The organism is Burkholderia sp. MBR-1 (assembly GCF_013822785.1).
Taxonomy (GTDB): Bacteria; Pseudomonadota; Gammaproteobacteria; order Burkholderiales; family Burkholderiaceae; genus Burkholderia; species Burkholderia vietnamiensis.
On sequence record NZ_CP053609.1, the window covers coordinates 2,023,607 to 2,036,163 of the forward strand.

Sequence of the window (12,557 nt, forward strand, 5' to 3'; positions counted from 1 at the left end):
ATGAGCGCCGCGGTTCCGGAGATACTCGCGCTCGGCGAAGCGATGATCGAATTCAATCAGTCGCAGCCGGGCCGTCCGGAATTCCTGCAGGGTTTCGGCGGCGACACGTCGAACTTCTGCATCGCCGCGGCGCGCCAGGGCGCGTCGACCGGCTTCGTGTCGGCGATCGGCGACGATCCGTTCGGCCGCCTGCTGGCCGGGATGTGGGCAGACGAGCACGTCGACACGCGCTACGTGCGCGTCGACCGCAGCGCGCCCACCGGCGTCTACTTCGTCACGCATGGGCCTGACGGCCATCAGTTCGACTACCTGCGCGCGGGCTCCGCGGCGAGCCGCTATACGGCGGCCGACCTGCCGCTCGATGCGCTGGCCGCCGCGAAGGCCGTGCACCTGTCGGGCATCAGCGTGGCGATCAGCACGGCCGCATGCGATGCGGCGTTCGCGGCGATCGTCCACGCGCGCAGCAACGGCGCGCTGATCAGCTTCGACACGAACCTGCGCCTGAAGCTGTGGCCGCTGGCGCGCGCCCGCGCGGTGATCCGCGAAGCGCTGTGCCACACCGACATCTGCCTGCCGAGCTGGGACGACGTCGCCGCGCTCACCGGCGCGAACGATCGCGACGCGATCGTCGACGCGATGCTCGAACTCGGGCCGCAGATCGTCGCGCTGAAGCTCGGCCGCGAAGGCGCGTATGTGGCGACGCCGAGCGAACGGCGTGTGGTGCCGGGCTTCGCGGTCGAGGCCGTCGATGCGACGGGCGCCGGCGATTGCTTCGGCGGTGCGTTCGTCGCGCGGATCGTCGCGGGCGACGATCCGTTCGCCGCCGCGCGTTATGCGAACGCAGCGGCGGCGCTGTCGACCACCGGCTACGGCGCGGTCGCGCCGATTCCGCATCGCGACGCGGTCGAACGCTTGCTGCGGGGCTGACGTCGATGGCCGGGATACGGCCGCGATTTTCGAGCGAATTTGAAGAAGGGAGCAACACAACGTGCGGCAATACAAGCAGTGGCAACGGATGCTGGCGCTGGCCGGCGTGCTTGCGGCGAGCCTCGCGCTGCCGCGCGCGGTCGTCGCGCAGGCGGTCGCGCCCGGCATGCAGACGGACGAAGGGGCGCCCGCGCGGCCGCTGCGGCCCAATCCCGAATTCGCGCGCCTGCCGCGCTACGAAGGCATGCTCGGCGACCGCCCGATCGTCGCGCATCTCGGCCCGAAGACGGACGAGGAGGGCGTGCACGGCGAATACCAGTTCGTCGATACGGGTGAGGTGATCCTGCTCGCCGGCGATCGCGACGGCGACACGCTCGAAGTCGAGGAATCGAACGACGGCACCAACATCACCGGAGTATGGGTCGGCCGCTTCGATGCGACCGGCGACCTGAAGGCCGACCGGATGAACGCCGACGAATCGGACCCGCAACCGGTCGTGCTGCGCGCCGCGCCCGGCGCGCGCGCGGCGCTGCAGGTGCGCGACGGCCGCGTGCAGGAAATCGAGACCGTCGGCGGCGTCGTCAACCTGCGTACCGACGACTGAGCACCCGCTGGCTCGGCGCGCGCGGCGCGCATTGTATCGGGCCAAGCGCGGCGAATTTGACTACCCTAGCGACATCTTTCGCAACCGAGCCTCCTACCGGCCTGCCGACATGACTGCATCCAATCCGAAGCGCGCCCTCCAGACCCGTATCGTTCAACCCGACGATGTCATTCCGGACGGCTTCCGTTCGTTCGTGCCGCCGGTCGCGCGCGCGTCGACGGTCGTGTTCCCCGATCTCGCGACGATGCGCGCGCTCGTCTGGCACAACGACAACCAGTGGCGCTACGGGCTGCACGCGACGCCGACCTCGCTCGCGCTCGCGCAGCGGCTCGCCGAGATCGAGGGCGGCACGCACGCGCTGCTGCAGCCGTCGGGCCTCGCGTCGATCACGAACGTCTATTTCGGCATCGTCAAGGCGGGCGACGACGTGCTGATCCCGCACAACGTCTACGGCCCGAACGCCGATCTGGGCAACTGGCTCGCGAAGGACTTCGGCATCAGCGCGCGCTTCTACGATCCACTCGTCGGCGCGGGGATCGCCGATCTGATCCAGCCGAACACGCGGCTGATCTGGATCGAGGCGCCGGGCTCGGTGACGATGGAAGTGCCCGACGTGAGCGCGATCACGTCGGTGGCGCGCGCGCGCGGCATCGTCACCGCGATCGACAACACCTATTCGGCCGGGCTCGCGTTCAAGCCGTTCGAGCATGGCGTCGACATTTCCGTGCAGGCGCTGACCAAGTATCAATCGGGCGGCAGCGACGTGCTGATGGGCGCGACGATCACCGCGAACGCCGAGCTGCACGCGCAGCTGAAGCTCGCGCGGATGCGCTGCGGGATCGGCGTGTCGGTCGACGATTGTTCGCTCGTGCTGCGCAGCCTGCCGAGCCTGCAGGTGCGCTTCGACGCACACGGCAAGAGCGCGCTCGCGCTCGCGCAATGGCTGAAGACGCGCCCGGAGATCGCGACCGTCCTGCATCCGCAACTGCCCGATTGCCCTGGGCACGCGTCGTTCATGCGCGACTTCACCGGCGCCGGCGGGCTGTTCTCGGTGGTGTTCGACGAACGCTACGACAGCGCGCAGATCGATCGTTTCGTCGAAGCGCTCGAGCTGTTCGCGATCGGCTGGAGCTGGGGCGGCGCGTGCAGTCTTGCGATGCCTTACGACGTCGCGTCGATGCGCACGAACTGGCCGCATCGCGGCACGCTCGTGCGGTTCTACGTCGGCCTGGAGGATGAAGCCGACTTGCGCGCGGACATCGAGCGCGCGATGCAGACAACGCTCGGCAGCTGACGCAGCCGCAGCACCCGACGCGGAAAACGAAACGCCGGCGCGATCGAGTATCGCGCCGGCGTTTTCGTTTCTGCCGCGTGCCGCTCAGAACAGCCGCAGCAGCCCGTCCAGCCCGACGTGATCGAACGCGACGGTCGCCGCCTCGCGCACCACGGGCTTCGCATGGAACGCAACCGACAGCCCGGCCTCTGCCATCATCTTGAGGTCGTTCGACCCGTCGCCCATCGCGATCGCGCGACCGGGCTCGAGGCCGAGCGACGCGCAGGTCTCGCGCAGCAAGCGCGCCTTCACGTCGGCGTTGACGATCTCGCCGAGCACCTTGCCGGTCAGCTTGCCGTCGACGATCTCGAGCGTGTTCGCATGCGCGTAGTCGAGGCCGAGGCGCGCCTTCAGGCGTTCGGTGAAGAACGTGAAGCCGCCCGACACGAGCAACGTTTTCAGGCCCGCGGCCTTCACGCCGGCGAGCATCGTCTCGGCGCCCGGCGACAGTTGCAGCCGTTCTTCGTACACGCGCTCGAGCGCATGCGCGTCGAGCCCGGCGAGCAGCGCGACGCGGCGCGTCAGGCTCTCGTTGAAGTCGCGGATCTCGCCGCGCATCGACGCTTCGGTGATCTCCGCGACCTGCGTTTTCAGCCCGCAGAAGTCGGCGATCTCGTCGATGCATTCGATCGTGATCAGCGTCGAATCCATGTCCATCACGACGAGCCCGAAATCGCCGAGCGTGCGCCCGGCATCGACGAAGCCGAAGTCGAGCGCGTGCGTGCCGCAGTACGCGTCGATATCGAGCCGCTGCGCGGGATTCGCGTTTTCGATGCGCAGCGCGTGATCGTCGGTCTGCACGATGCGGGTGCCGCGCGACAGCGCGAGCAGCGGTTTGTGATGGGCGTCCGACAGCGGCGCGAGACTCTGGATGACGAGGTTGTGGGTCATGACGGAATGATTGAAAGCGAATGAAACGCGTGTGCGGCCGCGGCGGCGCCGGCGTGCGGCGCTGCTGCGTCGAGAACGCGCCATTGTATCCGGTTGGTATCCGGCCGGGCCGCGATCGGCTTGGGGCGCTATTCCACTATCTCCGTTCCGAGCGGTCCCAGTACGGCGGGTCGCCAAAGTGTTCGGCCAGGAACCCGATGAACGCGAGCGTCTTTAGCGGCACGTGCGCGCGGCTCGGATAGACGGCCCAGACGGCGACGTCGTCCGCGAACGGGTAGTCGTCCAGCACGGTGACGAGCGCGCCGCTCGCGAGCAGCGGGCCGACGTCCCAGGTCGACTTGATCGCGATGCCGAAGCCGTCGACGAGCGCTTCGCGGATCGCCTCGCCGTTGCTCGCGACCAGCCGCCCGCCGACACGCACGGTCAGCGGCCCTTGCGGCGTGACGAACGACCAGTCGCGCTGATCGCCGAGGATCACGCATTCGTGCTGCGCGAGCTCGGCCGGATGGCGCGGCGTGCCGCGCTCGGCCAGATACGCGGGCGAGCAGCACAGCACGCGCCGGTTCGCTGCGAGCCGGCGCGCGACCAGCGTCGAATCCTTCAGCGCGCCGAGCCGGATGGCGACGTCGTAGCCGTCGTCGACGAGGTCGACGATCTCGTCGGACAGCCGCAGGTCGAGCGACACGGACGGATAGCGGCGCAGGAACGCCGGAATCACCGGCGCCACGTGCTGACGGCCGAACGACGACGACATCGACACCTTCAGCCGCCCATACGGCTCGCTGCGCCCGTGGCCGACGCAGGCGCGCGCGGCGTCGGCGGCCGACAGCAGCGCGTCGGCGCGGGCCATGAACACCTCGCCGTCCTGCGTGAGGCTGATGCGGCGGGTCGTGCGGTGCAGCAGCCGTGCGCCGAGCTGGCGCTCCAGCTGCGCGATGCGCGCGCTCGCCACTGCCGCCGACACGCCGAATTCGCGCCCGGCGGCGCTCACGTTCGCGAGCAGCGCGGCACGCACGAACAGGCCGACGTCGAGCAGATCGAGCGGCTTGTCGGGCGCCGGGACCGGATCGGATGACATTGTTCGGATATTCCTGAAAATGTTTAAGGAAATATAGCGGTTTTCTCGAAGGATAGCGGGGTCTACGATCGTGGTCATGGGGCTGCGCCGCGGCCCGCCTGATTTCCGTGGAGGATGTTCGAGATGAAAGCCGTTGGACTGACTCGTTACCTGCCGATCGACGATCCGCAGGCCCTCGTCGACGTCGAATTGCCGCAACCGGTGCCCGGTCCGCGCGACCTCCTCGTGAAGGTCGAGGCGATTTCGGTGAACCCGGTCGACACCAAGGTGCGCGCGCCGAAACCGCAGGTCGAGGAAGCGCCGCGCGTGCTCGGCTGGGATGCGGCCGGCACCGTCGTCGCGGTCGGCGCCGACGTCACGCTGTTCCGGCCCGGTGACGCCGTGTTCTACGCGGGCAGCATCACGCGCCCCGGCGCGAACAGCGAATTCCATGCGGTCGACGAGCGGATCGTCGCGCGCAAGCCGGAGTCGCTCGATTTCGCGGCGGCCGCCGCGTTGCCGCTCACCGCGCTGACCGCGTGGGAGGCGCTGTTCGACCGCCTGCGCGTGTCGCCGCAGCGGGCAGACGCCGGCAAGTCGGTGCTGATCATCGGCGGCGCGGGCGGGGTCGGCTCGATCGCGATCCAGCTGGCGAAGACGCTCGGCGGGCTGCACGTGATCGCGACCGCGTCGCGGCCGGTGTCGGCGGAATGGGTCCGCTCGCTCGGCGCAGACGACGTGGTCGACCATTTCGGCGACCTGCCGGCACAGTTGCGCGAGATCGGCCGTCCGAACGTCGACTACGTGCTGATCTTCAACGACACCGACCGTCATTTCCCGGCCGCGGCCGAAGTCATCCGGCCGCAGGGCGGCATTTGCACGATCGTCGAAAACGCGAAGCCCATTCCGGTCGAGCTGCTGAAGGCGAAGAGCGCCGCGTTTCACTGGGAGTTCATGTTCACACGCGCGATGTTCGAGACGCCGGACATGATCGAGCAGCACAAGATCCTCAGCGAGGTCGCGCGGCTCGTCGACGGCGGCACGCTGCGCACGACGCTCGGCGAACAGCTCGGCACGATCAACGCCGCGAACCTGCGGCATGCGCACCGGATGCTCGAGGGCGGCCGCGCGATCGGCAAGCTGGTGCTCAGCGGCTTCTGAGCGAGCCGCGCGCGTAAGCGCGTAAGGCAAGCGGCGTCGCGAGCGCAAGCGGGGTAACACCCGATGCGTTCGCGCCGCATCGCGTGCCGCTTGGCGGTAGACTGGCAGCGCATCATGCATCGAAAACCGCGCGGCATATGCGTGCCGCCGCAAGACAAGGAGGTCAGCATGAGCCAACGCAGCTGGTCGGCCGCCGCATCGTGGTCGGCCGTGTTCGCCGTGGCGTGCGTCAGCGCGAGCGTATTCGCGGCGCCGCCGGTGAAGGGCAGCCTGACGGGCGGCGGGACGGGGCAGCTCGAATATACGGTCAAGGTCGACTCGAAGACCTTCGGCAACACGCAGGAGACCCGCAAGATTCGTTCGGGCGAAACCGACGACTTCAACTGGAAGTCGGTGCCGCCGGGCGGCGCGATCGCGATGCCGAACGGCTGCCCCAACGCCGACAACCTGCCGCGCGACGCCAACGGCGCGATGGTGCGTCAGACCCAGGTGCGGCTCGCGCCGTCGGTCGACGCGAAGGGCATCGCGAACGTTCAGCTGAGCTTCCAGGCGGCCGCGCCGAAGGGCACGCGCAACGTCGGCGCGGGCGGCAAGTCGCTGCAGTGCCCGGACGTCGTGTCGGTGAGCCAGGTCAAGTGGGTGTCGATTCCGACCAACGGCGGCTCGAAGTCCGTCACGATGAGCGACGGTACCAAGGTCACCGTATCGATCAAGCACTGAGGCTGGCCGCCGACCGGTGCGTGCGCAACCATCGCCGTTGCGCGCCGATCGGACGGCCACTTGCCCGCCGCAGCTGCGTGACGCCATGCGGCCGTCACGCAGCTGCGGCGCGGCGGTTCTTCTTCCCAGACGTCATTCCAACCCGATCATGCATGCGCGCGCGGCGGCCTTGCCGCGCCGCGCGTCACGACTTGCGTTCCTCGAGCCGCGACGCAATGAAGCGATGGTCGGGCGAGAACAACCGGCGATACGTCAGCAACACGGCGCCGACGGTGCCGAGCGCGGATGCGGCCGCGATCAGGAACATGATGACGATCTGGTAGCGCACGGCCTGCAGCGGCGACTGGCCGGCGAGCACCTGACCGGTCATCATCCCCGGCAGGCTCACGACGCCGACCACCGCCATCTGGTTCAGCGTCGGCACCATGCCGGCGCGCACGGCCTGGCGCGCGGCGTCCTGCGCGGCTTCCCAACGCGTCGCGCCGAGCGCGAGCGCGGTCTCGACGCGATCGCGCCTGGCGGTCAGCTCCTCCATCATCCGCTCGACGCCGAGCGACACGCCGGTCAGCGTATTGCCGAGAATCATCCCGAGGATCGGGATCGCATATTGCGGCGTGTACCACGGATGGATGCGGATCACGACGAACAACCCGATCGCCGCGACGATCCAGCTGCTGAACCAGATCGACGCGATGCTGTCGACGCGCTGGCCGCGGTAGGCGTGCTTGCCGCGCCCGGCGCCCGCAAAGCCGGCGATCAGCGTCATCAGCGCGGTGAGCGGCAACACGACGCTCCAGTGCGGATGACCGAACACCCAGCCCAGCACGTAGCCGATGGCGAGCAACTGCACGACGGTGCGCACGGCCGCGAGCGCGAGCCGGCGGCCCAGGCCGAGCGACAGCGCCGCCGAGATCGCGCCGTTGATCGCGACGAGCCCGGCCGCGATGCCGACGTCGACGAGGCTCAGGTCCTGCAGCGTCGGGCTCATTGCGCACACTCCGTCGGGTTGGCCGCGTGCAGCACGCCGGCCTGCATCACGAGCTGGATCGTGCCAATGCGCGCGGCCTGCGCGGGATCGTGCGAGATCCACAGGTATGCGCGCGCATCGGGCGCCGCATCGAACCACGCGGCGACGAGCGCTTCGATCGCGCGCGCGGACGCCGGGTCGAGCGCCGAAGTCGGCTCGTCGAGCAGCAGCACGTCGGGCTCGAGTTGCAGCACGCGCAGCAGCGCGACGATCTGCGCTTCGCCGCCCGACAGCTCGCTCGCACGCTTGTCGAGAAAATCCGCGCCGCGGCCGGCGCGCGCGGCGAGCGCTTCGGCGCGCGCGCGGTCGTACGCCGCGTCGCGATAGACCGCGAGCGCGTACGGATAGCGCAGCTGCGCATCGACCGTGCCGTCCATCTGCGCCGCGCGTTGACGCACATAAGCGACGCTGCGCCGGTAGCGCGGAATTGCGCCGCGCTTGATGCGCGCGCCGCGCCAGAGGAGCTGGCCGCCATCGAGCGGATCGAGCAGCGCGAGGGCGCGCAACAGCACGCTCTTGCCGGAGCCCGAAGGCCCCGTGATAGCAATTCGCGATCCTGCGGCGACGCTGAGGTCGGTCGGCGCCAGCAGCGTCTTGCCGTTGGTCGCGTCGCGGCGCGTGATCTGCTGCGCGTCGATGAGAGCGGTCGGGGCGGTCATGTCGAAAATGAAAAAAAGCGTTAATGGCGCCGAAGCGTGGCGCGAGCGTGCGCCATAATACCGATTGAAAAGCCGCCGGTGTCGTGCTCTGTGCGCTCGCGCAAGTGGCCCGACATGGCGCGCCAACTCTGCAGAACAACGACGGAACCGCCATGACGCTCGCCCGCACCATCGGCAAATCGGCTGCATGGATCGTCGGTATCGTCGCGGTGATCATCGCGGCGGCCGGCATCTTCATCTTCACGTTCGACTGGAACCGCGCGAAGCCGTGGGTCAACGAACACGTGAGCGCGGCGCTCGGCCGCCCGTTCGCGATCAACGGCGATCTGAAGCTCGGCTGGCGCCGCCCGATCGGCGAAACCGGCTGGCGTGCGTGGGTGCCGTGGCCGAGCCTGTCGGCGACGCAGTTGGAGATCGGCAATCCCGACTGGGCGCAAGGCCAGAAGTTCGTCACGCTCGACGCGGCGCATTTCGATCTCGCGATTCTGCCGTTGTTCGCGCATCAGATCGTCATTCCGTCGATCGACGTGGTCAATCCCGCGGTGGACCTCGAGCGGCTCGCCGACGGCCGCAACACGTGGACCTTCCAATTCAAGCAGTCGGGGCAACCGTCGAAGTGGCAGGTGCGGCTCAAGAGCTTTGCGTTCGCCAAAGGCACGATCGTCTATCGCGACGCGATCACGAAAGCCGATCTGACGATCGCGGTCGATACGCTCGGCAAGCCGATACCGCTCGGCGACGTGCTCAAGCAGCAGGAACAGACGTCGCGCGCCGCGTCCGCGCAGCGCGTCGGCAAGCGCGGCGCCGCGCAGCTCAGCGCGAAGGCCAATGCCGATGCAGCGTCGGGGGCGAGCGGAGCGGCGGCTGCTTCGGGGGCTTCGGCTTCGTCTGCGTCAGCGGTCGTGCAGGCGTCCGCTGCGTCTAGTGCGCGTGCTGCCTCGGGCGCCACTGCGTCCGCGCAGTCGTCCGGTCCGACCTATGCGTTCGGGCTCAAGGTCGATGGCCGCTACAAGAACGCGCCGGTCAGCGGCACCGGCAAGGTCGGCGGCGTGCTCGCGGTCGAGAACGCGACGCAGCCGTTTCCGCTGCAAGCCGACGTGAAGGCCGGCGACACGCGGCTCGCAATCGTCGGCACGCTGACGGACCCGATGCATCTCGCGGCGATCGATCTGCGCCTGTGGCTGCAGGGCACGTCGATGTCGCATCTCTATCAGCTCACCGGCATCACGCTGCCCGACACGCCGCCGTACGCGACCGAAGGCCGTCTGATCGGCAACTTCAAGCAACATGCGAGCACGTTCCGCTACGAGAACTTCAACGGCCGCGTCGGCGGCAGCGATCTCGGCGGCACGCTCGTGTGGGCGCAGCGCGAGCCGCGGCCGAAATTGTCCGGCGAGCTCGTGTCGAACCTGCTGCAGTTTTCCGACCTCGCGCCGGTCATCGGCGCCGACACCGCCGCGAGCAAGGCGAAGCGCGGCGACACGACGCGCCAGCCGGCCGACCGCGTGCTGCCGGTCGCGACATTCCGCACCGAGCGCTGGAGCGCGATCGACGCCGATGTGAAGTTCACCGGCCGCAAGCTGATCAAGAGCCCGCAGTTGCCGATCACCGATCTGTACACGCACATCCTGCTGCAGGACGGCGTGCTGTCGCTCGAGCCGTTGCAGTTCGGCGTCGCGGGCGGCACGCTCGCGACCGATGCGCGGCTGGACGGCAGCCGCACGCCGCTCAAGGGCCGCTTCACGCTGGCCGCGCGGCACCTGAAGCTCAAGCAGCTGTTCCCGACGCAGAAAGTGATGCAGACCGCGCTCGGCGAGATCAACGGCGACGCGTCGCTGTCGGCGACCGGCAATTCGCCGGCCGCGCTCGCCGCGACGTCGACCGGCGAAGTGAAGGCGCTCGTCACCGACGGCCGCATCAGCCGCCTGCTGATGGAGGCGGCGGGGCTGAACGTCGCGAACGTCGTCTACGAGAAGCTGTTCGGCAATCGCGACGTCAACATCAATTGCGCGGCGATCGATTTCGTCGCGAAGGACGGCATGCTCGACCCGAAGGTGTTCGCACTCGACACCGACGACGCGCTCATCAACGTCGACGGCCCGATCAATCTGCGCGACGAGTCGATCGACCTGAAGATCCATCCGCATACGAAGGGCTTCCGGGTGTTCTCGCTGCGCTCGCCGCTGTATGCGAAGGGCACGTTCAAGAACCCGAAGGTCGGCGTCGACGCCGGCGCGCTCGCGCTGCGGGCCGGCGCGATGGTCGGGCTCGGGCTGATCAACCCGTTCGCGGCGCTGATTCCGCTGATCGCGCCGAGCAACAACCGCGACGTGCCGTGCTCGGAGCTGTTCGGGCAGATGAACGCGAGGACGGCGCAGAAGCACGCGCAGAAGGCCGGCAAGTGACGCGACGGCCGGCCGGGCGCGCGGCGCAGCGCGCCGGCTGGCGGGGCCGGAACGGTGCGGTCGGCAGTTTCGCCGACACCTGCTAAAATACACGGTTTTCCGTCGATTTCTCTCTTACGGGACCTGCCGTGCTTTCTACTGCCAACATCACGATGCAATTCGGGCCGAAGCCCTTGTTCGAGAACATCTCGGTCAAATTCGGCGAGGGCAACCGCTATGGTCTGATCGGCGCGAACGGCTGCGGTAAGTCCACCTTCATGAAGATCCTCGGCGGCGACCTCGAGCCGAGCGGCGGCAACGTCGCGCTGGAGCCGAACGTGCGCCTGGGCAAGCTGCGCCAGGACCAGTTCGCGTACGAGGACGTGCGCGTGCTCGACGTGGTGATGATGGGCCACACCGAAATGTGGGCCGCGATGACCGAGCGCGACGCGATCTACGCGAACCCCGAGGCGACCGACGACGACTACATGCACGCGGCGGAGCTCGAGGGCAAGTTCGCCGAATACGGCGGCTACGACGCCGAGGCGCGCGCGGGCGCGCTGCTGCTGGGCATCGGCATCGAGGAGAAGTTCCACAACGGCACGATGGCCGACGTCGCGCCGGGCTGGAAGCTGCGCGTGCTGCTCGCGCAGGCGCTGTTCTCGAAGCCGGACGTGCTGCTGCTCGACGAACCGACCAACAACCTCGACATCAACTCGATCCGTTGGCTCGAGCACACGCTCAACGAGTACAACTCGACGATGATCATCATCTCGCACGATCGTCACTTTCTGAACTCGGTGTGCACGCACATGGCCGACATGGACTTCGGCACGCTGAAGGTCTGGCCGGGCAACTACGACGACTACATGCTCGCATCGGCGCAGGCGCGCGAGCGTCAGGCCGCGGCGAACGCGCGTGCGAAGGAGCGCGTGGCCGAGCTGCAGGACTTCGTGCGCCGCTTCTCGGCGAACAAGTCGAAGGCGCGTCAGGCGACCAGCCGCGCGAAGCAGATCGACAAGATCAAGATCGAGGAATTCAAGCCGTCGTCGCGTCAGAACCCGTTCATTCGTTTCGAGTTCGACAAGAAGCTGCACAACGTCGCGGTGGTGGCCGAGGAGATCACGAAGAAGTACGAGCGCACGATCTTCCAGAACTTCAATCTGTCCGTGCAGCCGGGCGAGCGCATCGCGATCATCGGCGAGAACGGCGCGGGCAAGACGACGCTGCTGCGCGCGCTGCTCGGCAACCTGCCGCTCGACCACGGGACCGTGAAGTGGGCCGAGAACGCGAACGTCGGCTACATGCCGCAGGACACCTACGAGGAGTTCCCGGACGACATCACGCTGATGGACTGGATCGATCAGTACCGCAAGGACGGCGACGACGAAACGATGGTGCGCGGTACGCTCGGCCGCCTGCTGTTCTCGGCGGACGACATCAAGAAGTCGGTGAAGGTGCTGTCGGGCGGCGAGAAGGGCCGCATGATCTGGGGCAAGCTGATGCTGGGCCGCCACAACGTGCTGCTGATGGACGAGCCGACCAACCACATGGACATGGAGTCGATCGAGTCGCTGCAGATCGCGCTCGAGCAGTTCGAAGGCACGCTGATTTTCGTGTCGCACGACCGCGAGTTCGTGAGCGGGCTGGCGAACCGGATCATCGAAGTGCGTACCGACGGCACGCTGTTCGACTTCGGCGGGAATTACGAGGAGTTCCTCGCGAGCCAGGGGCAGGAGTAATCGCACGGGCGATCGTGCCCGCACCGATTCGCGTGAAGCCCGCCAGATGAAT

Annotated in this window: 11 protein-coding genes; 7 read left to right on the forward strand and 4 right to left on the reverse strand. The window is 68.1% G+C overall.

The features are described 5' to 3' along the window. From MBR110_RS09365 to MBR110_RS09375, 3 genes are all read left to right on the forward strand, one after another. On the forward strand, positions 1-927 hold the full coding sequence (locus MBR110_RS09365; RefSeq protein ID WP_011884942.1) for a sugar kinase: 927 nt from the start codon (positions 1-3) through the stop codon (positions 925-927). A gap of 88 nt (positions 928-1,015) precedes the next feature. Further along, positions 1,016-1,531 carry a hypothetical protein gene (locus tag MBR110_RS09370; RefSeq protein WP_232356153.1) on the forward strand — a complete coding sequence of 172 codons (516 nt, stop codon included), beginning with the start codon at positions 1,016-1,018 and terminating at the stop codon, positions 1,529-1,531. 109 nt (positions 1,532-1,640) lie between these two features. Beyond that, positions 1,641-2,825 carry a cystathionine beta-lyase gene (locus MBR110_RS09375; RefSeq protein ID WP_059453847.1) on the forward strand — a complete coding sequence of 395 codons (1,185 nt, stop codon included), beginning with the start codon at positions 1,641-1,643 and terminating at the stop codon, positions 2,823-2,825. Between the two features lie 84 nt (positions 2,826-2,909). Here the strand turns inward: MBR110_RS09375 and serB are convergent, their stop codons facing one another. Next, a complete protein-coding gene (gene serB / locus MBR110_RS09380) occupies positions 2,910-3,755 on the reverse strand; it encodes a phosphoserine phosphatase SerB (protein WP_046428697.1) in 846 nt (281 codons plus the stop codon). A 136-nt stretch (positions 3,756-3,891) separates the two neighbouring features. After that, entirely contained in the window at positions 3,892-4,833 is a 942-nt protein-coding gene (locus MBR110_RS09385; RefSeq protein WP_014723084.1) for a LysR family transcriptional regulator, read from the reverse strand. Positions 4,834-4,956: 123 nt separating this feature from the next. Here MBR110_RS09385 and MBR110_RS09390 point away from each other — a divergent pair, with 123 nt between their 5' ends. Together MBR110_RS09390 and MBR110_RS09395 are read left to right on the forward strand one after the other, a co-directional pair. Continuing rightward, positions 4,957-5,973, forward strand: a complete 1,017-nt coding sequence (locus MBR110_RS09390; protein ID WP_059462606.1) for a zinc-binding alcohol dehydrogenase family protein — start codon at positions 4,957-4,959, stop codon at positions 5,971-5,973. A 168-nt stretch (positions 5,974-6,141) separates the two neighbouring features. Further along, positions 6,142-6,693, forward strand: a complete 552-nt coding sequence (locus tag MBR110_RS09395; RefSeq protein WP_045579461.1) for a DUF6013 family protein — start codon at positions 6,142-6,144, stop codon at positions 6,691-6,693. Between the two features lie 184 nt (positions 6,694-6,877). Here MBR110_RS09395 and MBR110_RS09400 read toward each other — a convergent pair whose 3' ends face one another. Together MBR110_RS09400 and MBR110_RS09405 are read right to left on the reverse strand one after the other, a co-directional pair. Next, complete coding sequence (locus tag MBR110_RS09400) at positions 6,878-7,681, reverse strand: ABC transporter permease (protein WP_011884935.1); 804 nt, start codon at positions 7,679-7,681, stop codon at positions 6,878-6,880. Next, positions 7,678-8,379, reverse strand: a complete 702-nt coding sequence (locus tag MBR110_RS09405; protein ID WP_045579066.1) for an ABC transporter ATP-binding protein — start codon at positions 8,377-8,379, stop codon at positions 7,678-7,680. The genes MBR110_RS09400 and MBR110_RS09405 overlap by 4 nt, the downstream gene beginning before the upstream one ends. Positions 8,380-8,531: 152 nt before the next feature. Here MBR110_RS09405 and MBR110_RS09410 point away from each other — a divergent pair, with 152 nt between their 5' ends. Continuing rightward, positions 8,532-10,784 (forward strand): AsmA family protein, encoded by a 2,253-nt coding sequence (locus tag MBR110_RS09410; protein WP_181709037.1) that lies wholly within the window; start codon positions 8,532-8,534, stop codon positions 10,782-10,784. 128 nt (positions 10,785-10,912) lie between these two features. Next, positions 10,913-12,505 carry an ABC-F family ATPase gene (locus tag MBR110_RS09415; protein WP_014723081.1) on the forward strand — a complete coding sequence of 531 codons (1,593 nt, stop codon included), beginning with the start codon at positions 10,913-10,915 and terminating at the stop codon, positions 12,503-12,505. Positions 12,506-12,557 lie beyond the last annotated feature (52 nt).